The following is a 20,812-nucleotide window of genomic DNA, read 5'->3' as shown; positions in this document are numbered from 1 at the left end:
TAAATATGTCAGGAAACATTTTTCTCATTGGCCTGATGGGCGCAGGCAAGACAACAGTCGGCCGCGCCCTTGCAAAGCGGCTGAACAAACGGTTCATCGATTCGGACCATGAGATAGAGGCGCGTACCGGCGCCTCTATTCCTTTGATCTTTGAAATCGAGGGCGAGGCCAGCTTTCGCCATCGCGAATCGGAAGTCATACGCGACCTGACCGCGCTGGACGACATCGTGCTCGCGACCGGCGGCGGGGCCGTGCTCAAGCCTGAAAACCGCGAATACCTGAAAAGCCGCGGCACCGTCATTTACCTGCGCGCCAGCGTCAACAGCATTCTCCAGCGCACCAGCCACGACAAGAACAGGCCGCTGCTGCAGACCGCCGATCCGCGGGCAAAAATCGAGCAGCTGGCGCGCGAGCGCGAGCCGATATACCTTGAACTCGCGCACTTCGTGGTGGAAACCGGGCGTCCTAACGTACAATCGCTTGTACAAACAGTCATCGCCCAGCTGGAACTGGCTGAGCAAGCCAATGCGGACGACGACCAGCCGGACCCATCCACTTAAAATTTTTATCATGACGCAGCAAGCTTCACCGATTACCCTGCAGGTCGACCTGGGTGACCGCAGTTATCCGATTTCCATCGGACAGGCACTCCTGTCCGATGCCAGCCTGATCATCCGCCACGTTCCCGGCAAGCGGGTGGCGATCGTGACCAATACGGTGGTCGCGCCCTTGTATCTCGACCAACTCGTCAAAAACCTGGGCGGTGCCGAAAAACTGGTCACCACCATCGTCCTGCCCGACGGTGAGGAAGAAAAGAACTGGGCCAGCCTGATGCGTGTGTTCGATGTCCTGCTGGCCGAAAAATGCGATCGCAAGACCACGCTGATTGCATTGGGCGGTGGCGTCATCGGCGACCTGACCGGATTTGCGGCGGCGTCCTATATGCGCGGTGTGCCTTTCATTCAGATTCCGACCACCCTGTTGTCACAGGTCGATTCTTCCGTCGGGGGCAAGACGGGAATCAACCACCCGCTCGGCAAGAACATGATCGGCGCTTTTTACCAGCCGCAAGCCGTGATCGCCGATACCGGAACGCTGAATACCTTGCCGGCGCGCGAATTGTCGGCCGGACTGGCTGAGGTGATCAAGCATGGCGCCATCATCGATCCATCGTTTTTCGACTGGATCGAGGCAAACATCACTGGCCTGGTCGCCAAGGATGCCACCGCGCTCGCGTACGCAATCCAGCGGTCCTGTGAAATCAAGGCCGACGTGGTGCGCCAGGATGAGCGTGAAGGCGGATTGCGCGCCATTCTCAATTTCGGCCATACGTTCGGCCATGCGATCGAAGCGGGACTCGGCTATGGCCAATGGCTGCATGGCGAAGCGGTCGGTTGCGGCATGGTCATGGCGGCCGACCTGTCGCACCGCCTTGGCTTCATCGATGCCACGACGCGCGAGCGGATTGCCGCCTTGGTACAGGCTGCCGGCCTGCCGGTCGTTGCGCCGGATCTCGGCACCGAGCGCTGGCTCGAACTGATGGAGGTCGACAAGAAAAACGAAGGCGGCCAGATCAAGTTCATCCTGCTCAAGCCGCTCGGTACTTCGGTCATCATGCCGGTGCCGCAGGATGCGCTTCTCGCCACCCTGAAAGCCTGCGTCAGACAATGAATTACGAAGCCCACCTCGCACCTTATGCCGCTCGATCAGAGGCATCGCGAGGGCGGCGTTTCAGCGAACCGGCCCCGGCGTCGCGCACCGAATTCCAGCGCGATCGCGACCGTATCATCCATTCGACCGCATTCCGGCGGCTGGAATACAAGACCCAGGTATTCGTCAACCATGAAGGCGACCTGTTTCGCACCCGCCTTACCCATAGCATCGAAGTCGCCCAGATCGCGCGTTCGATCGCGCGTAACCTGCATCTGAACGAAGACCTGGTCGAAGCGATTTCGCTTGCCCATGACCTCGGCCATACGCCTTTCGGCCATGCGGGGCAGGAAGCACTCAATGAATGCATGCAGGATTTTGGCGGCTTCGAACATAACCTGCAAAGCTTGCGGGTGGTCGATGAACTGGAAGAGCATTATGGCGCTTTCAATGGACTCAATCTGATGTTCGAAACACGGGAAGGCGTGCTCAAGCATTGTTCGATGTCCAATGCGCGCAAGCTCGGTGACATCGGCCAGCGTTTCATCGACAAGAAACAGCCGACGCTGGAAGCTCAGCTTGCGAATCTGGCCGATGAAATTGCCTACAATAATCACGACATCGACGATGGACTGCGCTCGGGCCTCATCACCACCGCGCAGCTCGATGAAGTCGATTTTTACGCCCGGCACCGGCGCGAAGTGGAAGTGGTTTATCCCGGCATCGGCGGCCGGCGCGCGATCCATGAAACGATACGGCGAATGATCAACGCGCTGATCGTCGATCTGACCGAGGCATCGAAGGCCAGAATTGGTGATGCAGGGATAAGGACACTGGACGATGTGCGCAATGTGCCTCCCCTGATCAATTTTTCAGACGCGATGCAGCAGGAAGCCGTGCTGCTCAAACGCTTTCTGCGCACCAATCTCTACCATCACTATCAGGTCAATCGCATGACCAGCAAGGCACGCCGCATCGTGCGCGAACTATTCGACGCATTCATGGCGGAGCCGCGCCTGCTTCCTCCCGACTACCAGGTAACCGAACGCGGCAGTCAGCAGGCACGGGCGCGCAAGGTGTCCGACTATATTGCCGGCATGACCGACCGCTATGCGATGCGCGAGCACCGCCGCTTGTTCACCGTCGGCGAAATCTGAATGCCTCGCAGACGCTGCATACACTGCTCAGCGTAGATCGGATCTCTATCAGGCAAGGTCGCGTAGCGGATGCGCATATGCTGGCCACGCCGGTTCGAAAAATCGTGCAATCATTGCATCATCAACCGCTTCCAGCGACGGTGGATTCCAGTTCGGCGTATTGTCCTTGTCGATGACCACCGAGCGGATGCCTTCCAGCACCTCCCCGCTTTCAAAGCTGCGGCGCACCATCGTGCGTTCCATCCGCAGGCAATCGGCCACGCTCATCGCCGCTCCCTGCCGCAGCTGCGACAAGGTCACGCACATCATCAGAGGAGAGCGCTTCTGCATGACTGCAAGCGTATTCTGTGCAAACGCGTCGCCATCGTCCGCGAGCGAGGCGGTAATGGTGCTTACGCTGTCATGTGCGAAATGGCGGTCGATCGATGCATGTTGTGCCGCAAGCTTGCTGGCAGCCGGATCGATCTGGGTCTTGAACGGTGCAGCGAACTCGGCCGCGGCAGCGCGTACATCGGTCGCTGTCGCCAGCAAGCCCAGCAGCGTGGCCAGCTCCGACGCAGGAACAAATACATCGGCCAGCCCCGCATACAGCGCATCTGCCGCGCCGATCACTTCGCCGGTCACGCCGAGATAGGTACCCAGCTGCCCGGGTGCGCGCGAAAGGAAGTAGCTGCCGCCGACATCGGGAAACAGTCCGATATTCACTTCCGGCATCGCCATCTTGGTACGCTCGGTAACGATGCGCAGCCGGTTCGATTCACCGCCCTGTGCCACCCCCATACCGCCGCCCATGACGATGCCATCCATGATCGCAATGTACGGTTTCGGATAGAAATGGATCAGGTGGTTCAGCGCATATTCTTCGGTAAAAAAGTCTTCCAGCAAGGCGCTGTCCCCGCGTGGCGTGGCGCTGCCTGCATCGTGGAAGAAGCGGATGTCGCCGCCGGCACAGAATGCCCTTTCGCTGCTGCTGTGAATGAGCACGGCACGTATCGCCGGATCGTTGCGCCATGCAAGCAGGGCCTGCGTGATGGAGCGCACCATGGCCAGCGATAGCGAGTTGAGCGCCTTCGGACGGTCCAGTGTGATGACGCCAAGATGGTGATGGATCGCGGTGCGGACGAATTCGGTCATGGAGAGGCGAGTATGGATTCGAAACGCCATATTCTATCGGCTATGCGATTGCGGCGTCGGTCGCGGCGCCGACATTCAAGATACCGCCAACAAAAAAGGGCGCCCATGGCGCCCTTCATTGCGATGCCGGTTTGCCCGGCGTGGATCACGATTTACGCGGCTGTCGGTGCTTCCGGCATGCGTTTGTGCGCTTCGCACTGATGATCCTGCATCTTGGTCTTGTACTTGATTACCTGGCGGTCCAGCTTGTCGATCAGCGTATCGATCGCCGCGTACAGGTCTTTGGCAAAGCTTTCCACATGTATGACATTCCCCCTCAAGCGCAGATTGACTTCGGCTCTTTGCCGCTTATCTTTTTCAGAGGGCTTTTCAACCCCGAGGATGACTGCAATATCAATGACATGATCGAAATGGCGAATAATCCTGTCCAGCTTGTTTTGCACGTATTCGCGAATGGCAGGTGTCAAATCGAGATGATGTCCACTGATTATGAGATTCATACAGCGCTCCTATGGATGGCGTCGCTGGAGGTTCGCAAACGTGCCCCGGAATGCGTAGACCGGCTACGCTGGAACACAGCAACATCACTACAACAAAGACTACAAGGATTTGCGCAGATTGACTGGAGGAATTTTCAGGGCTTCACGGTATTTTGCGACAGTACGTCGTGCCACGACCATGCCCTGTTCCCCCAACATATCCGCTATTTTGCTATCTGAAAAAGGATTCTTGGGGTCTTCTGCTCCTATCAATTGTTTGATCAGGGCCCGTATCGCCGTCGATGAAGCTTCTCCCCCTGCTTCCGTGGCGACGTGGCTACCGAAGAAATACTTCAACTCGAACATGCCATGGGGAGTGAGCATGTATTTTTGAGTTGTTACCCGAGAGATAGTGCTCTCGTGTAAACCAAGTGTATCAGCAATTTCACGCAAGACAAGGGGGCGCATTGCAACTGCCCCGTGCGAGAAAAAATTCCTCTGCCGATCGACAATTGCCTGTGCAACACGCAGGATGGTATCGAAACGCTGACGCATGTTCTTGATCAGCCATTTCGCTTCCTGCAATTGTGAAGAGAGTGATCCCTCACCTTTGCTCTGCTTGAGGATATTCGCATAGAGCGCATTGACGCGCAGTCGGGGCATGACATCGTGATTGAGCATGACTTGCCAGCCGTTCTTGGTTTTTTTCACAATCACGTCCGGCACAACATAATCTGATGCATCGGACGCATATAGCGCACCTGGGTGCGGATTGCATTGCTTGATTACGTATTGTGCTTCGCGCAGATCTTCATCGTCGCAATCGAGCGCTTTTTTCAGCTTATTGAAATCGCGCTGGGCGAACAACGACAGATGCTTTTCCACGATATCGAGCGCACGCCGCCGCGTCACCATCGGTACTTTCGGAAAGCGGCGGATTTGAATCGACAGGCACTCGGACGCATTGCGCGCGCCGACACCGGCCGGCTCGAAACTTTGCAATAGTTTTAGCGCGACATTGAGGTCGTCGATGTCGATGTCGAGCTCTTCCGGAAGACGCGCATGAATTTCTTCCAGCGGTTCATCCAGATAGCCGTTGTCATTGAGCGCATCGATGATCAATTCCACCAGTGCGCGATCGCGTGGTTCGCGCACCGTCAGCCGCATCTGCTCGAGCAGGTGTTCGCGCAGCGTGGTTTCATGCGCTTCGAGCTGAGGACGCGCATCGTCGTCTTCCGGCGCTTTTGAGGTGCGGGCGACATCGTCGAAACTCCAGTCGTTGTCGGAGGCTGTCGCATTCTCGCCGCCTTCGCCGCCCTCAAAATTACCTTCTCCTTCTTCGCGCGTGGTCGAAGACGATTCCTGGACCGGCGCTTCAGAAGTGTTGCTGGCCGGCGGCGTGTTGATCGCACCATCTGCCAGCAATCGCACTGAATGATCGAGCGGATCGTCGACGCGTTCCAGCATGGGATTGTCGGAAAGGATCTGTTCCAGCTCCTGATGCAGCTCGAGCGTCGACAACTGCAGCAGACGGATAGACTGTTGCAGTTGCGGGGTCAGCGCGAGATGTTGCGATACGCGAAGTTGGAGTGTCTGTTTCATGCCTGTCTGCTTCTTCCTTACATCCGGAAGTGCTCGCCGAGATAGACCCGGCGCACGGATTCATTGGCAATAATGTCGTCAGGTCGGCCGCTTGCCAATACCGACCCCTGGTTAATGATATAGGCGCGATCGCAAATGCCCAGCGTTTCGCGCACGTTATGGTCGGTGATCAGCACACCGATACCGCGCTCCTTGAGAAAGCGCACGATGCGCTGGATTTCAATCACCGCGATCGGGTCGACGCCGGCAAATGGTTCATCCAGCAGCACGAAGCGCGGATTGGTCGCCAATGCACGCGCGATCTCGACCCGGCGCCGTTCGCCGCCGGATAGCGACAGCGCCTGGTTTTCGCGCAGCCGTTCGATCTGCAGCTCGGCCAGCAATCTTCCGAGGCGCTTGTCGATTTCCGCTTTAGGCAGCGGCTTGTCATTGACCCGCTGTAATTCCAGTACTGCGCGGATATTGTCTTCCACCGTCAGCTTGCGAAATACTGACGCTTCCTGCGGCAGGTAAGACAATCCAAGTGTCGCACGACGATGAATCGGCATGCGCGATATCGCGACGCCGTCGAGGTCGATCTCGCCGGAATCCGATGGCACCAAGCCGACGATCATGTAAAACGACGTGGTCTTGCCGGCCCCGTTCGGGCCCAGCAATCCGACCACTTCACCACTTTCCACCTGCAGCGACACGTCGTGCACAACCTGTCGAGTGCCGTAACTCTTTTGCAAGCCGCGAACGACCAATGTGCTTGCCATGCTACTTGTCCTTTGCGTCATTGCGCGGCTGTATGATCGCCTTGATACGCCCGCCGCCAGGCTTGGTTTCGCCCGATGGTGTATTGTTGACCGTGAAGAACTCGGCGCGGCTGTCGTAGGAAATGAACTCGCCTTCGACTTCATCGGTTGGCTTCTTTCCTTCCAGTCGCCGCATCTTCGCTTTTGAAAACAGCTTCACCATTTCCGTCTTGCCGTTGTATTCGATACGCTCAGCCTGCCCTTCTACCCATTGATCGGGCCCGGCATCGCGCTTCTGCCGGAATGTCGCCAGGCCGCCAGGCGCCGCGGTCAGCGTCGCATACTGATATCCGGCCGGGTCCTGCGATACGACCAGCTTGTGCGCACGCATGACCAAGGTGCCACGGGTCAGCACGACATTGCCCGTAAAGGTATTGATCTGCTTGACGTCGTCATAGGCCATTTGATCGGCCTCAACGTTGGTCGGCTTCTCGGAATCCGCTTTTTCCGCTTGTACGCTGCCTGTGGCAGTCGCACCCAGCAGCAACAGCATCCAAAAAAAACGTTTCATCAAAAATCCCGGAAGAGAAGCATACGTTATAACGAATTAGCGCTGAGGAGCTTGATAAGTGCCATGAACATTGCCCGCCAGGCGAAGTTCACGCGTCGCGTTGTTTGCAAACATGCCGGTGCCGGTAAGTACCGACTGACCGAGGTGAATCTCTACCGGCTTGTCACTCTTGACGACGTCGTCGTCCGGCAGCACCAACAGGTAATCGGACAAAAGCCGCATCGCCTCGCTGTCGGCAGTGGCCGGCCGGTCCATGCGCACGTTCTCGTACATATGAATCTGACTATTGTCGCTGTTGACTGTCGCACGCTTGGCGCGCAGCGTCATCGGACCGTTCGCCCCGCGGAGGTTCTTGACCACAGGCAGTTCGATATCGTAAGAATCGTCCTGCGGATTGTGCGTCATTCTTGTTCCGGAAAAATGGTATTGTGCCTTGCCGCTTTTTGTCATTTTCACGTAGCTGAATTTTTCCACGTAAAAATCGGGTTCTTTGCGTTCCGGTGTGGGAATTACTTCATCGCTGGCGCGTCGCATCACTTCAAATAGCCAGAAACTTCCCAGCGCCAATGCAACCAACGGCGCCAGGATGGCAATCAGTCGGAAGCGACGGCCATTCATGCCAGATACGGCGCCAGCGCCGCCTCGTAATTTCCCTGCGCGCGCAGGATGAAATCACATAGTTCCCGCGCGGCACCGTGTCCGCCTTGCGCGCGCGTCACGAAATGCACGCGCGACTGTACTTCGGGATGGGCATTCGGTACGCTCGCGGCAAAACCGACGCGCAGCAGGATGGGAAGATCGATGACGTCGTCGCCGATGAAGCCGCATGCTTCCTTGGCATGGCCAGTTTGCGCGAGCAGTTGCTCGAATGCCGCGCGCTTGTCGTGCACCCCCTGGAACAGATGCTGAATGCCGAGGTCGGCGGCGCGTCGCGCCACCAGTGCCGATTTGCGCGCACTGATGATCGCGGTTGCAACGCCCGACTGTTGCAGCAGCTTGATGCCATGACCATCGAGCACATTGAAAGTCTTGATCAATTCACCATCGGCGCCATAGTACAGGCTGCCATCGGTCAAGATGCCGTCGACATCGAATATCATCAGGCGGACGCGCGCCGCACGTGTCACTGTGTCATCTTGCATCAGATCACCTTCGCACGCGTCAAGTCATGAATATGCAGAGCGCCGACCAGAATGCCGTCCGCATCCGCTACCAGCAGTTGATTGATGCGGAAAGTTTCCATGATTTCGACGGCTTCGACCGCGAGTTGGTCAGGATGAACCGTACGCGGATTGGCATGCATCACATCGGCCATCGCCAGTTTGCCGAAGTCTTGCGCGGTTTCTATCAATCGCCGCAAATCGCCGTCGGTGAAGATACCGATCGCGCGGCCCTGGTCATCGACCACAGCAGTCATCGCCATGCCCTTCTTGGTGATTTCAAGCAAGGCCGATGGCAGGCGCACATCCGCGCGTACTGCCGGCACCGCGTCGCCACTGCGCATCACATCGCGCACATGGGTCAGCAGGCGACGGCCAAGCGCACCGCCCGGATGAGAGCGGGCAAAGTCTTCTTCACGGAAACCGCGGGCATCGAGCAGGGCAACGGCCAGCGCATCGCCCAGTGCAAGGGTGGCGGTCGTACTGGCCGTTGGCGCCAGGTTCAGCGGACAGGCTTCCTTGTCGACCCGCACATTCAAATGCACGTCGGCGAGCTGGGCCAGGCGCGATTCATCATTGCCGGTAATGGCAATCAGCTTGGCGCCCATGCGTTTGATGATGGGAATGATTGCGATGAATTCGGCAGCTTCGCCCGAGTAAGAGATCGCGATGACGGCGTCGTGTTCGGTAATCATGCCGAGATCGCCATGCAGGGCTTCGGCGGCATGGACGAAGAGCGCCGGCGTACCGGTCGATGCCAGCGTGGCGGCAATCTTGCGGGCAATATGGCCGGATTTGCCGATGCCGGACACGACTACACGGCCTGTGCATTGCAGCAACAGGCGCACAGCCTCGCTGAAAGGGCCTTCGACTTGTTGTGCGAGCCGGTTTTTTAGTGCCAGCAGGGCATCGGCTTCGATCTGCAAGGTCTCTTGCGCGAGTGCCAGCGCGCGGGCTGCACTTTTCGCATCAAAAGCTTTCGGCAAAGTTTTTGCATCAGGTACACTCATGCCCGAAGTATAAACGAATTGGGAAAGCAAAAAATCTGCCAGTCCAAACAAAAAATTGGGTTTTGATGATGCTCAAATTGATTCTTCTACAGGCGTGTTGTTTTGCCCTGTCGAGCCACTAAGCCGGGCCGACCCTTGTTGGCCGGGTGACAAGACCCGCTAGGGGAAAACGCTCGCTTTCATGGAGCCGAAACAATACACACTGGCGCTCAACTTGGAACGCAATTAAATACAGAATGTTTTCAGCTCTAGAACTGACGCTCATCCTGCTCAGCGCCGCGGTGCTGGGAGTCGTTGCTTTCCGCATGCTGCATTTGCCGCCGATGCTGGGCTATCTGATGGTCGGCATCGTGATCGGTCCGCACGGCTGGGGCCTGGCCAGTGAAAACACGACGACCCATACGCTGGCGGAATTCGGCGTGGTGTTCCTGATGTTTTCGATCGGACTGGAATTTTCGCTGCCCAAGCTGTCGTCGATGCGGCGCACCGTATTCGGGCTAGGCATGGCGCAAGTGCTGCTCACGATTGGCGCGACCATGGTGTTCGGGTGGGTAATGAGCCGCTGGTTGCCGCAAGTGATCAATATCGATTGGCGCGCGGCATTCGCATTGGGCGGGGCGCTCGCCATGTCATCTACCGCCATCGTGTCCAAGATGCTGACTGAAAGGCTGGAGCTGGAAAGCGAGCACGGACGGCAGATTTTCGGCATCCTGCTGTTTCAGGATCTGGCGGTCGTTCCTTTGCTGATCCTGGTTCCGGCACTGGCCCGCGATTCCAACGACCTGATGGCGACGCTGATGCTGGCGATGCTAAAAGCCGGCATCGTGCTGGTACTGCTGCTGGTGATCGGCCAACAGCTGATGCGCGGCTGGTTCCGTATCGTCGTTAAGCGGCGCTCGCAGGAACTGTTCATGCTGAACCTGTTGTTCATCACGCTCGGTGCTGCCTGGATTACCGAAAAAGCCGGCCTGTCGCTGGCGCTGGGTGCATTCGTCGCCGGCATGCTGATCTCCGAGACCGAATACAAGCACCAGGTGGAAGAAGACATCAAGCCGTTTCGCGATGTATTGCTCGGCCTTTTTTTCATCACCGTCGGCATGCTGCTCAATATCAAGCTGGTGCTGGAAAACTGGTGGCTGGTCTTGCTGCTGCTGACCGGCCCGGTAATGCTCAAGTTCGCCTTGATCGCGGCGCTGGCGAAATTGACCGGAGCCTCTACCGGAGTTTCCCTGCGAACCGGCCTCGGGCTGGCGCAAGCCGGCGAATTCGGCTTCGTGCTGCTGAACCAGGCAGGCGGCCTGCAGTTGATGGACCCGCTGATCATCCAGTTGATTCTGGCGTCCATGGTGTTGTCGATGCTGACCGCACCTTTCATCATCGCCAAGTCCGATGCCATCGTGATGAAACTGTCGGCCAATGAATGGATGATGCAGTCGCTGGCGCTGACCCAGATTGCGACGCGCACCATGACGACGCAAAAGCATGTATTGATCGCCGGTTTCGGCCGCAGCGGTCAAAGCCTTGCCAAATTGCTGGAAGAAGAAGGCATTGCCTACCATGCGCTAGACCTGGATCCGGACCGCGTGCGTGAGGCGCAGGCCGCCGGCGCCAATGTGTCTTATGGCGATGCGTCCCGACGCGAAAGCTTGGTAGCTGCCGGCATCCACCGCGCCGCGGCCCTGGTCGTGACTTATGCCAGCACGCCATCGGCACTGAAGGTATTGCATTTCGCGCATGAACTGGCACCCGAGCTGCCGGTCATCGTGCGCAGCCACGATGATAGCGATCTTGACAAACTGCGTGAAGCCGGCGCGGCGGAAGTGGTGCCAGAAGCAATCGAAGGCAGTCTGATGCTGGCTTCGCATGCGCTCGTCATGCTGGGCGTGCCGCTGCGCCGCGTCGTGCACCGGGTGCAGGCTGCGCGCGACGAGCGGTACGCTTCGCTGCGCGGCTATTTCCATGGCGCCAGCGATGCGCCCGACGATGACGAACATTTGCATGTGCGCCTGCATTCGGTCACGCTGACCGACGGCGCGAAAGCGATTGGCAAGGCGCTCAGCGCGTCCCGACTGGCCGAAGTCGGCGCGGAAGTCACGATCATACGGCGCGGCAAGAGCCGCATCGAGGTCAAGCCGGACACCATATTGCAGGCCGGGGACATTGTGGTGCTGCGCGGAACCACCGATGGCGTGGCACGGGCAGAAGAGCGTTTGCTGAAGTAGGCGAGTGCGGGATGCATCCGTATCCGGATATCGGCACGTATATACACGTGACAAGACTCCCGAACATGCCAGCTGCCATTTTCCATGACTCTCTCAAAACTGCTTTACCTTAGCGTTGCCGTCGTTCTGCTGGCGGGCGCTGTGGCCGCCTGCAGTCCGCTCCAGACGCTCAATGCGCTGACGCCCAGTCATTCCTATCGAAAAGCCGGCGATCTCGCCTACGGCGAGCATGAGCGGCAGCGTCTTGACATCTATGCGCCGCGCGATGCCGCGAAGCCAGCGCCGGTCGTGGTGTTTTTTTACGGCGGCAGCTGGAACAGCGGCAACCGCAGCGAATATGAATTTGTCGGCGAGGCGCTGGCTTCGCGCGGGATGGTTGCCGTCATCGCCGATTACCGGCTTTATCCGGAAGTACGCTATCCAGCCTTCCTGGAAGACTGTGCCGCCGCGGTTGCCTGGGCGATACGGGAAAGCGCCCGCTACGGTGGTGATCCGCAACGTGTGTATGTCATGGGGCATAGTGCAGGCGCCTACAACGCCGCCATGGTGGCGCTTGACCACCGATTGCTGGCTATCCACAAACTGACCCCTTCGGCGTTGCACGGCTGGATAGGCCTTGCCGGTCCTTATGATTTCCTGCCGATCGAGAATCCGGCGGTAAAGCCGGTATTTTTTCACCCGAATACGCCGCCGGATTCACAACCGGTCAGGCATGTGACGGCGTCCGCGTCGCCGGCCTTGCTGATAGCGCCGGGCAAAGACGATGTGGTCAATCCGGAGCGCAATACAGGCGGCATGGCGCGCACACTGCGTGCGGCGGGAATCGATGTCACTGAAGAGTATTTCGACAAGACCGGTCATGTCACACTGCTGGCTAGCTTGTCGCGCCCCTTGCGCCTGCTTGCGCCGACACTCGACCGGATCGAGCAATTCGTTGTGAGCAACGATAAGGGCATAGCAGTCAAGCGATGAATCGCACTGCTTGCTGACAAGGTATGGCGACTTGCCTACAGGAAAACGCGAACGACGAACTCTCGTTAAAATGCCGGGATAGCTCATTGAAAGATTTCCCATGCAAGTGTTCGAGCGCATCCTTGGCATCATCTTGCCGGTCTTTATCATCATCGCTGTCGGCTATGGATATGCGCGGCTTCGGGGTGAACGCGTCAGATCCGACATGGGGTCGGTCAACCGGGTCAGCATGGATGTCTTGTGTCCGCTGCTCGTGTTTACCGCGCTGGCCGCGAAGGATTTCGACCTTGCGAACAGCGGCATGCTGATACTCGCCGGAGTGCTGATTTCGCTCGGCTCCGGATTGATTGCATGGCCGGTGGCGCGCCTGCTGGGCTACGATGTGCGCAGCTTCGTTCCTCCGATGATGTACAACAATTGCGGCAACATGGGTTTGCCGCTTGCCGTGCTGGCCTTCGGCACATCGGGGCTGCCGGCCGCTGTCGCACTCTTCATGGCATGCAATCTGATCTACTTTTCGGTCGGGATCAAGATCATCGAAAGCGGCCGCAGTTATCACACTCCGTTCTGGAAATTCCTGGTCAGTCCAATGATGCTGGCGATGGCAGTCGGCATGATCTTTGCCATCTTCCGCATCGCCTTGCCGACACCGCTGATGCAGGCGCTGAAAATGCTGGGCGACGCCTGTATCCCGATCATGTTGTTCGCACTGGGTGTACGCATGCTCGATGTCAACTTCAAAAGCTGGCATATCGGATTGGTCGGCGCGATTGTCTGCCCGCTGGGCGGACTGGTCGTTGCCTGGCTGCTCGATCAGGTCATGCAGCTCGACCCGATGCAGCGCGGTCAGATGTATCTGTTCGCATCGCTGCCGCCGGCGGTATTCTGCTTCATGGTGGCCGAGCAGTACAAGCAGGAGCCGGACAAGGTGGCGTCCATCGTTTTACTGGGGAATCTGGCGGCACTGGCATTCGTGCCGGTCGGACTATGGATGGGTTTGCCGGCTTGATGCGGAGCCGGCCTATATTTCAAGCGGTCGGCAACACGTCAAAGCGTCCCGGTATCAATGCGGCGTCTTCCGCAGCCGTTACCTGTACGCCGCTAACGTGCGCCTGCGACGGACCACGCCGCGACCATGCGATGATCCGATCGATGGCTTCGGTCGGGCCGTCGACCATCGCTTCGACCGAGCCATCGACGCGATTGCGGACCCAGCCGGCCAAATGCAGGCGACGCGCTTGCGCCTCGAACGAGGCGCGATATCCGACTCCCTGTACCACGCCGCTGATCCGCAAATGTATCGCCATGTCCGTCTCCGCCGCAATCGCGTTATTTCTTTTTCAGCATCGGTGCCAGATACTTGCCGGTAAAGCTGGCCGCCGTTTTCGCTACAACTTCTGGCGTGCCGCTGGCAATGATCTGCCCGCCGCCGGCGCCGCCTTCCGGTCCCAGATCCACGATCCAGTCGGCAGTCTTGATCACGTCCAGATTGTGTTCGATGATCACCACTGTGTTGCCCTGATCGCGCAGACGGTGAATCACTTTCAGCAGCAGATCGATGTCGTGGAAATGCAGACCGGTGGTCGGTTCGTCCAGGATATACAGCGTGCGGCCGGTATCGCGTTTGGACAGTTCCAGCGACAGCTTCACGCGTTGCGCTTCGCCGCCCGACAGCGTGGTCGCGCTCTGTCCGAGGCGTATATAGCCAAGGCCGACATCGAGCAGCGTCTGCAGCTTGCGTGCGACGACCGGGACCGGCTTGAAGAATTCATGTGCTTCCTCGACCGTCATCTCCAGCACTTCATGGATGCTCTTGCCCTTGTAATGCACTTCCAGCGTTTCGCGGTTGTAGCGCTTGCCGTGGCAGACATCGCAAGGCACATACACGTCGGGCAGGAAGTGCATTTCGACCTTCAGTACGCCATCGCCCTGGCAGGCTTCGCAGCGTCCGCCCTTGACGTTGAATGAAAAGCGCCCGGCCGAGTAGCCGCGCTCCTTGGCCATCGGCACGGTGGAGAACAGATCGCGGATAGGCGTGAACACGCCGGTATAGGTCGCCGGGTTGGAGCGCGGTGTGCGCCCGATCGGCGCCTGGTCGACCGCGATCACCTTGTCGAAATGCTCGAGGCCGGAAATCGACTCGTACGGCGACGGCTCTGCCTGCGAGCCATACAAATGACGCGCGGCCGCGTGATGCAGGGTGTCGTTGATCAGCGTCGATTTTCCTGAACCCGAGACGCCGGTCACGCAGGTAAGCAGACCGACCGGCAACTCCAGCGAAACGTTCCGGAGATTGTTGCCGGACGCGCCGGTGATCATCAACTGACGTTCGGGATCTGCGGCAGTGCGCTTCTTCGGCACGTTGATCGCCAGTGTGCCATTGAGGTATTTCGCGGTCAGCGACTTCTTGCTCTTGAGGATGTCCTGCAGCGGGCCGCGCGCGATCACTTCACCGCCATGCACGCCGGCGCCGATCCCCATGTCGACCACATAGTCGGCGCAGCGGATCGCATCTTCGTCGTGTTCGACCACCAGCACGCTGTTGCCGATATCGCGCAAGTGCTTGAGCGTGGCAATCAACCGGTCATTGTCGCGCTGATGCAGGCCGATCGACGGCTCGTCCAGCACATACATCACGCCGGTCAGGCCGGAGCCGATCTGCGACGCCAGCCGGATGCGCTGCGCTTCGCCGCCGGACAGCGTATCGGCGCTGCGCTCCAGCGACAGGTAGTCGAGGCCCACATTGTTGAGAAACTTCAGGCGCGACACGATTTCCTTGATGATACGGTCGGCGATTTCCTTTTTCGCGCCGGTCAGCTTGAGTTTTTCAAAGAACTCCAGCGTTTCGCGCAAGGGCGTCGATGCGATTTCATAGATCGACCGTTCCTGCTTGCCGTTGCCGACCTTGACATAGCGCGCTTCGACGCGCAAGCGTGCGCCGTCGCAGGTCGGGCATTGCTTCTGGTTGATGAACTTTGCCAGTTCTTCCTTGACCGCCATCGAATCGGTTTCGCGATAGCGGCGCTGCAGGTTGTTGACCACGCCTTCAAACGTATGCTCGCGCACCACCGCGCGGCCGCGTTCGTTCACATAGGTAAATGGCACTGTCTGCCGGCCCGAGCCGTACAGCACAACCTGCTGCGCCGAGTCGGCCAATTTCTCGAAGGGCGTGTCGACGTCGAAGTTATAGTGCTCGGCCAGATTCGACAGCATCTGGAAGTAGAACTGGTTGCGCCGGTCCCAGCCTTTTACCGCGCCGCTGGCCAGCGACAGGTTGGGGAAGGCGACGATGCGCTTGGGGTCGAAGAATTCGATGTGGCCCAAGCCGTCGCATTCCGGGCAGGCGCCCATCGGATTATTGAACGAGAACAGGCGCGGCTCCAGTTCCTGCAGCGAATAGCCGCAGGTGTTGCAGGCGAACTTGTTCGAATACAGGTGCTCCTTGCCGCTATCCATTTCCAGCGCAATCGCCCGGCCTTCGGCCAGGCGCAACGCGGTTTCGAAGCTTTCTGCCAGACGCTGCTTGACATCGGCCTTGACCTTGATGCGGTCGATCACGACGTCGATGGTGTGCTTTTCGGTTTTTTTCAGCTTCGGCAGGTCGTCGATTTCATAGATCCTGGCGGTATGGGTGCCGCTCTGGATACGAAAGCGCACGAAGCCCTGTGCCTGCATCGCTTCAAACAGATCGACATGCTCGCCCTTGCGATTGGCCACGACCGGCGCCAGGATCATCAGCTTGGTGTCTTCCGGCATGGCGAGAACCGCATCGACCATTTGCGACACCGATTGCGCGGCCAACGCATTTTCCGGGTGGTCAGGGCAATAAGGTGTGCCGACTCGCGCGTACAGCAGGCGCAGGTAATCGTGGATTTCAGTCACGGTACCGACCGTCGAACGGGGATTGTGCGAAGTCGCTTTCTGCTCGATCGAGATTGCCGGCGACAAGCCTTCGATCAAGTCGACATCGGGCTTTTCCATCAGCTGCAGGAATTGGCGCGCATACGCCGACAGCGATTCCACGTAGCGGCGCTGGCCTTCCGCATACAGCGTGTCGAACGCCAGCGAGGATTTACCCGATCCGGACAGGCCGGTGATCACAATCAGCTGATTGCGGGGTAATTCGAGATTGATGTTCTTCAGGTTGTGGGTGCGGGCACCGCGAATTCTTATTTCTTCCATGAACTGCTTTCAACGTGCGGCCATTTCGGCGCTTTGTACGGGTCAACCTGATACTATAACGGGTTTTAAAGTCCGCCGTATCCTCTGGATCCCCCGCCGTGAGCACCATATCAGCCACCACTTCCGCCGATGATCTCGGCACCCGCATGTCCTCTAACGAAATTCGTGCCAGTCTGTCATTGGCGTCGATTTTCGCGTTGCGCATGCTGGGCATGTTCCTGATCCTGCCCGTCTTTGCGGTGCATGCCAAAACCCTGCCGGGCGGTGACAGCGCGACCATGGTCGGAGTGGCAATGGGTATTTACGGCCTGACCCAGTCTTTCGGCCAGATTCCGTTTGGCGCGGCATCCGATAAATACGGACGCAAGCGCATCATCATCATCGGGCTGGTCTTGTTTGCGATTGGCTCGTTTATCGCTGCTGCCTCGACCACGCTGGCATGGGTCATTGTCGGTCGTGCAATCCAGGGGGCAGGCGCGATTTCGGCTGCCGTGACCGCCTTCATCGCCGATACGACGCGGGATGAGCATCGCACCAAGGCGATGGCGATGGTGGGCGGATCGATTGGCCTGACGTTTGCCGTTTCACTGATCGCCGCCCCGGTCATGTATGACTTGATCGGCATGGGCGGACTGTTTGCGTTGACCGGCATCCTGTCGGTGCTCGCGATCGGCATCGTGATCTATATCGTTCCGCCGGCCCCGAAGTTAAAAATCGTGGAACGCGTACCGTTCTCACGGATACTCGCCAACGGCGAACTGATGCGGCTCAATTACGGCGTATTCGCGCTGCATGTGACGCAGATGGCCATGTTTGTCGTCGTGCCCGCCGCACTGGTCGATTACGCCGGCTTGCCGATTGCCGCCCACTGGAAAGTCTACCTGCCGGTGGTGCTTGCCTCGTTCGCCCTGATGCTGCCGCCAGTGTTTGCCGGCGAACGGCGCGGCATGATGAAACAGGTGTTCGTCGGTGCCATTGCCCTGATGCTCCTGGTCCAGCTTGGCCTGTGGCTGTTCATGGCGCAGCCGGCGATGCACTGGTCGGTACTGGTCTTGCTCTTGCTTGCCTTCTTCGTTTCGTTCAATATCCTTGAAGCCTGTCAGCCGTCTCTGGTGTCGCGCATCGCGCCGCCGGCGGCCAAGGGATCGGCGCTTGGCGTATACAACACGCTGCAGGCGCTCGGACTGTTTTGCGGCGGCGCGCTCGGCGGATGGTTGAAGCAGCATGCCGGACCGTCTTCCGTGTTCGTACTTGGCGCGGCGCTGACAGTTGTCTGGCTTATAATTGCCACCAGCATGAAGAACCTGCCGCGGAGGGCGGCGGCTGTCGCGGCAGCCTGATGCGCCAAGCACCGCCTGCGCATCGCCGTTGTGGCACCACGATCACTATTGAGTCAGCTTGAGGAGAAATTTATGGCATCGGTCAACAAGGTCATCATCGTCGGCAATCTGGGACGCGATCCGGAAACGCGTTACATGCCGAACGGCGACGCCGTCACCAATATTGCGGTTGCGACCACCGAAAGCTGGAAAGACAAGAACTCCGGCGAAAAGAAGGAACTCACCGAATGGCACCGGATCACGTTTTACCGCAAGCTCGCGGAAATCGCCGGCCAGTACCTGAAAAAAGGCTCGCAGATTTATGTCGAAGGCCGTTTGCAAACACGCAAATGGACCGACAAGGATGGCGTGGAGCGCTATACGACTGAAATCATCGCCGACACGATGCAGATGCTGGGAAGCCGCCAGGGAATGGGCGGCGGTGCCGGCGCACCGATGGATGACGATTACGGCAGCAGCGCCCCGGCGCCGCGCCAGAGTTCCGCCGGTGCAGGCGCGGGCGCAGGCGGCGGCGGAGCCGCGCGCGGCGCATCGCGCCCGGCGCCGAACTTCAGCGACATGGATGACGATATCCCGTTCTGATTTTTGCCGCAAACCTCGCAAATAAAGAAAGCCCCGAAGTCTGACCTCGGGGCTTTTTTGTTGAAAAATCATGGCTTTGATTCTTTTTCTGCATTTTCTTCTCTAACATTTGGATCAAGCGTTAATTTCCCTACTACAATTTGCTAAGATGCCTGAAGTCGCTGGCGGAGCGGCGGCTTTGTCGGCCGAAAAACCTTGCCCACAGCCGAGCCTTTATCTGAGATAAGCTTCTGACAATGTTTTCCACTCGTCAAGACCGGACTGAAACTACTGCAAAAACGCAGTTGGACAGCCTCATGGAGGCTGCCGGCGATGCGGTATTCCGGTTAAGCGTACACGGGACCATCATTTACGCAAGCAGGCGCGCGACCGAACTTATCTGTCCCGGTGAAAAACTGGTAGGGCAGGTCTTGAACGCTTTCGTGCTTGCTGTCGACCGCCCGGCCATCGATGCCGTGATTGCACAAGCGGCGGGTTCCAGCCAGCCCAGCAAGACCAATGTGCGCATCAAGACCCTGGGTAACGCGCTGTGGATCGAGCTGCAAGTCATGGCCTATGAAGCTGGACCGGGAGAGCAGGAATTGCTGGCCGTCGGCCGCGACATCTCCGGCCAGCAAGCCACAGAAGAACGATTGCGCCACATGGCTACGCATGATGCGTTGACCGGTTTACCCAATCGTTCGCTGCTGTCGGACCGGATCCGCATGGCGATCGCACAGTCGCGCCGCACTGGCCGCGGCTTTTCCGTTGTCGCGCTGGATCTGGACGGTTTCAAGAAGGTCAACGATGCGCTGGGCCATCCTGTTGGCGACGCCTTGCTGCGCGTTGCCGCAATGAGACTGTCCGAGACACTGCGCGATGTCGATACGCTGGCGCGTGTCGGTGGCGACGAATTTGTCGCGGTCCTGCCCGGCGCGGTCTCCGAGGCAGAAATCCAGATCATTGGACGCCGCATGATTTCAACAATGCAGCTGCCGTTCGAGATCCAGGGGCACACGCTGTACGTCGGCACCTCGATCGGCGCAGCCGTCTTTCCCGAGCACGGCGATAGTGAAGTCAAATTACTGGCCCATGCCGACACCGCGATGTACCGTGCCAAGGAAACCGGCAAGGCGCGCTGCGTGGTTTATAACCACGAGAAATTCACGCAGCCGGAACACGATGTGTCGATGGAAGCGGCGATGTTCCAGGCCGTGCGCGATGGCGAATTCCTGCTGCATTACCAGCCCATCGTCGATGCGCGCAGCCGTCAGATCATGGGCTTCGAAGCCTTGATGCGCTGGAGTCGTCCGGGACAAGGTTTGGTGTCGCCGGCCCAGTTCATCCCGATGGCGGAAAGCAATGGCTTGATCAACCTGCTGGGCGCATGGGCGCTGAAGGCGGCATGCGTGCAGATCAGGCGCTTCGAAGAAGTCGCGCGGCGGCCATTGTATGTGTCGGTCAACGTCAGTCCGCGCCAGTTCCGCAACGATCAATTCCTCGACATCATGGACGAGGCGATGCAGCTTTCCGGATTGAGCGGTGAGCAGCTGCTGCTCGAAATTACCGAAGGAATCCTGATGTCCGACCCGGAGCATGCCGAAGCCCTGCTGACCGCGATGACATCGCGTAATGTGCGCATCGCGATTGACGACTTTGGAACCGGATATTCATCGCTCGCCTACCTCAAACGCTTCCCGATCGCCACGCTCAAGATCGATCGCGCATTCATCAAGGATTTGCCCAGCTCTGTCAAGGACGTGGCCATTTGCAATGTCGTGCTCAGCCTTGCCAGCCATCTGAATCTGAACACCGTTGCCGAAGGCGTCGAAAACCAGGAACAGCTCGATTTTCTCGCCGCGCACGGCTGCGGCCTGATCCAGGGATACCACACAGGGCGTCCCCTGGTGCCCGATGAAATCATTGCCTTGCTCAAGGCCGAGCAGGCAAGTCCTGCGCTAACCGCTGCACAATAGAGTAGAGCGAGACCGACTGCATGCATGCCTTTTCAAATACCGGCCCGGTCAGTGCGGAA

Annotated in this window: 17 protein-coding genes and 1 pseudogene; 8 read left to right on the top strand and 10 right to left on the bottom strand. The window is 58.6% G+C overall.

Annotation, left to right across the window (positions count from 1 at the left end; translation table 11 throughout):
• Positions 1-5: 5 nt before the first annotated feature.
• Positions 6-1,671: pseudogene (gene aroKB / locus D3871_RS15105) on the top strand (bifunctional shikimate kinase/3-dehydroquinate synthase AroKB).
• Positions 1,668-2,807: a deoxyguanosinetriphosphate triphosphohydrolase gene (locus tag D3871_RS15100; protein WP_119769653.1), complete on the top strand. Its 1,140-nt coding sequence runs from the start codon at positions 1,668-1,670 to the stop codon at positions 2,805-2,807. The pseudogene aroKB and the gene D3871_RS15100 overlap by 4 nt, the downstream one beginning before the upstream one ends.
• Positions 2,808-2,855: 48 nt before the next feature.
• On the opposite strand, the gene D3871_RS15095 is transcribed toward D3871_RS15100, so the two are convergent.
• From D3871_RS15095 to D3871_RS15060, 8 genes are all read right to left on the bottom strand, one after another.
• Positions 2,856-3,941 (bottom strand): enoyl-CoA hydratase/isomerase family protein, encoded by a 1,086-nt coding sequence (locus tag D3871_RS15095; RefSeq protein ID WP_119769651.1) that lies wholly within the window; start codon positions 3,939-3,941, stop codon positions 2,856-2,858.
• A 152-nt stretch (positions 3,942-4,093) separates the two neighbouring features.
• The gene (hpf, locus tag D3871_RS15090) at positions 4,094-4,441 is read right to left on the bottom strand and encodes a ribosome hibernation-promoting factor, HPF/YfiA family (RefSeq protein WP_119769649.1); all 348 of its coding nucleotides are present in this window, start codon (positions 4,439-4,441) and stop codon (positions 4,094-4,096) included.
• Positions 4,442-4,540: 99 nt separating this feature from the next.
• Positions 4,541-6,022 carry an RNA polymerase factor sigma-54 gene (locus D3871_RS15085; protein ID WP_119769648.1) on the bottom strand — a complete coding sequence of 494 codons (1,482 nt, stop codon included), beginning with the start codon at positions 6,020-6,022 and terminating at the stop codon, positions 4,541-4,543.
• A 17-nt stretch (positions 6,023-6,039) separates the two neighbouring features.
• Positions 6,040-6,780, bottom strand: a complete 741-nt coding sequence (lptB, locus tag D3871_RS15080; protein WP_119769646.1) for an LPS export ABC transporter ATP-binding protein — start codon at positions 6,778-6,780, stop codon at positions 6,040-6,042.
• A gap of 1 nt (position 6,781) precedes the next feature.
• A complete protein-coding gene (gene lptA, locus D3871_RS15075) occupies positions 6,782-7,330 on the bottom strand; it encodes a lipopolysaccharide transport periplasmic protein LptA (protein WP_119769645.1) in 549 nt (182 codons plus the stop codon).
• A gap of 36 nt (positions 7,331-7,366) precedes the next feature.
• Positions 7,367-7,948: an LPS export ABC transporter periplasmic protein LptC gene (gene lptC, locus D3871_RS15070; RefSeq protein ID WP_119769643.1), complete on the bottom strand. Its 582-nt coding sequence runs from the start codon at positions 7,946-7,948 to the stop codon at positions 7,367-7,369.
• Positions 7,945-8,472 carry a KdsC family phosphatase gene (locus tag D3871_RS15065; RefSeq protein WP_119769641.1) on the bottom strand — a complete coding sequence of 176 codons (528 nt, stop codon included), beginning with the start codon at positions 8,470-8,472 and terminating at the stop codon, positions 7,945-7,947. Before D3871_RS15065 ends, lptC begins: the two co-directional genes overlap by 4 nt.
• Complete coding sequence (locus tag D3871_RS15060) at positions 8,472-9,500, bottom strand: KpsF/GutQ family sugar-phosphate isomerase (RefSeq protein WP_119770094.1); 1,029 nt, start codon at positions 9,498-9,500, stop codon at positions 8,472-8,474. Before D3871_RS15060 ends, D3871_RS15065 begins: the two co-directional genes overlap by 1 nt.
• A gap of 236 nt (positions 9,501-9,736) precedes the next feature.
• On the opposite strand from D3871_RS15060, the gene D3871_RS15055 reads away from it, so the two are divergent.
• The 3 genes from D3871_RS15055 to D3871_RS15045 all read left to right on the top strand — a co-directional run bounded on the left by D3871_RS15055 (position 9,737) and on the right by D3871_RS15045 (position 13,703).
• Positions 9,737-11,722 carry a monovalent cation:proton antiporter family protein gene (locus D3871_RS15055; RefSeq protein WP_119769639.1) on the top strand — a complete coding sequence of 662 codons (1,986 nt, stop codon included), beginning with the start codon at positions 9,737-9,739 and terminating at the stop codon, positions 11,720-11,722.
• 84 nt (positions 11,723-11,806) lie between these two features.
• Positions 11,807-12,694 carry an alpha/beta hydrolase gene (locus D3871_RS15050; protein WP_119769637.1) on the top strand — a complete coding sequence of 296 codons (888 nt, stop codon included), beginning with the start codon at positions 11,807-11,809 and terminating at the stop codon, positions 12,692-12,694.
• A gap of 100 nt (positions 12,695-12,794) precedes the next feature.
• On the top strand, positions 12,795-13,703 hold the full coding sequence (locus D3871_RS15045) for an AEC family transporter (RefSeq protein ID WP_119769635.1): 909 nt from the start codon (positions 12,795-12,797) through the stop codon (positions 13,701-13,703).
• 19 nt (positions 13,704-13,722) lie between these two features.
• Here D3871_RS15045 and D3871_RS15040 read toward each other — a convergent pair whose 3' ends face one another.
• Together D3871_RS15040 and uvrA are read right to left on the bottom strand one after the other, a co-directional pair.
• Positions 13,723-14,001, bottom strand: a complete 279-nt coding sequence (locus D3871_RS15040) for an acylphosphatase (protein WP_119769634.1) — start codon at positions 13,999-14,001, stop codon at positions 13,723-13,725.
• 22 nt (positions 14,002-14,023) lie between these two features.
• Positions 14,024-16,876, bottom strand: coding sequence for an excinuclease ABC subunit UvrA (gene uvrA / locus D3871_RS15035; protein WP_119769633.1), 2,853 nt, complete (start codon positions 16,874-16,876; stop codon positions 14,024-14,026).
• A gap of 146 nt (positions 16,877-17,022) precedes the next feature.
• Here uvrA and D3871_RS15030 point away from each other — a divergent pair, with 146 nt between their 5' ends.
• The 3 genes from D3871_RS15030 (at position 17,023) to D3871_RS15020 (ending at position 20,753) form a co-directional block, all read left to right on the top strand.
• Entirely contained in the window at positions 17,023-18,216 is a 1,194-nt protein-coding gene (locus D3871_RS15030) for an MFS transporter (RefSeq protein WP_119769632.1), read from the top strand.
• Between the two features lie 72 nt (positions 18,217-18,288).
• Positions 18,289-18,798 (top strand): single-stranded DNA-binding protein, encoded by a 510-nt coding sequence (gene ssb, locus D3871_RS15025; RefSeq protein ID WP_119769631.1) that lies wholly within the window; start codon positions 18,289-18,291, stop codon positions 18,796-18,798.
• 236 nt (positions 18,799-19,034) lie between these two features.
• Positions 19,035-20,753 (top strand): putative bifunctional diguanylate cyclase/phosphodiesterase, encoded by a 1,719-nt coding sequence (locus tag D3871_RS15020; protein ID WP_119769629.1) that lies wholly within the window; start codon positions 19,035-19,037, stop codon positions 20,751-20,753.
• The last annotated feature ends 59 nt before the right edge of the window (positions 20,754-20,812 follow it).

Origin of the sequence: Noviherbaspirillum saxi, assembly GCF_003591035.1 — a bacterium.
GTDB lineage: Bacteria > Pseudomonadota > Gammaproteobacteria > Burkholderiales > Burkholderiaceae_D > Noviherbaspirillum > Noviherbaspirillum saxi.
This window is presented reverse-complemented; position numbering and strand designations above follow the sequence as displayed.

Bases quoted from the DNA above. Each gene is read 5' to 3' on its own strand.
- D3871_RS15100 (WP_119769653.1), top strand. From the start codon at position 1,668: ATGAATTACGAAGCCCACCTCGCACCTTATGCCGCTCGATCAGAGGCA.
- D3871_RS15095 (WP_119769651.1), bottom strand. From the start codon at position 3,941: ATGACCGAATTCGTCCGCACCGCGATCCATCACCATCTTGGCGTCATC.
- hpf (WP_119769649.1), bottom strand. From the start codon at position 4,441: ATGAATCTCATAATCAGTGGACATCATCTCGATTTGACACCTGCCATT.
- D3871_RS15085 (WP_119769648.1), bottom strand. From the start codon at position 6,022: ATGAAACAGACACTCCAACTTCGCGTATCGCAACATCTCGCGCTGACC.
- lptB (WP_119769646.1), bottom strand. From the start codon at position 6,780: ATGGCAAGCACATTGGTCGTTCGCGGCTTGCAAAAGAGTTACGGCACT.
- lptA (WP_119769645.1), bottom strand. From the start codon at position 7,330: ATGAAACGTTTTTTTTGGATGCTGTTGCTGCTGGGTGCGACTGCCACA.
- lptC (WP_119769643.1), bottom strand. From the start codon at position 7,948: ATGAATGGCCGTCGCTTCCGACTGATTGCCATCCTGGCGCCGTTGGTT.
- D3871_RS15065 (WP_119769641.1), bottom strand. From the start codon at position 8,472: ATGCAAGATGACACAGTGACACGTGCGGCGCGCGTCCGCCTGATGATA.
- D3871_RS15060 (WP_119770094.1), bottom strand. From the start codon at position 9,500: ATGAGTGTACCTGATGCAAAAACTTTGCCGAAAGCTTTTGATGCGAAA.
- D3871_RS15055 (WP_119769639.1), top strand. From the start codon at position 9,737: ATGTTTTCAGCTCTAGAACTGACGCTCATCCTGCTCAGCGCCGCGGTG.
- D3871_RS15050 (WP_119769637.1), top strand. From the start codon at position 11,807: ATGACTCTCTCAAAACTGCTTTACCTTAGCGTTGCCGTCGTTCTGCTG.
- D3871_RS15045 (WP_119769635.1), top strand. From the start codon at position 12,795: ATGCAAGTGTTCGAGCGCATCCTTGGCATCATCTTGCCGGTCTTTATC.
- D3871_RS15040 (WP_119769634.1), bottom strand. From the start codon at position 14,001: ATGGCGATACATTTGCGGATCAGCGGCGTGGTACAGGGAGTCGGATAT.
- uvrA (WP_119769633.1), bottom strand. From the start codon at position 16,876: ATGGAAGAAATAAGAATTCGCGGTGCCCGCACCCACAACCTGAAGAAC.
- D3871_RS15030 (WP_119769632.1), top strand. From the start codon at position 17,023: ATGTCCTCTAACGAAATTCGTGCCAGTCTGTCATTGGCGTCGATTTTC.
- ssb (WP_119769631.1), top strand. From the start codon at position 18,289: ATGGCATCGGTCAACAAGGTCATCATCGTCGGCAATCTGGGACGCGAT.
- D3871_RS15020 (WP_119769629.1), top strand. From the start codon at position 19,035: ATGTTTTCCACTCGTCAAGACCGGACTGAAACTACTGCAAAAACGCAG.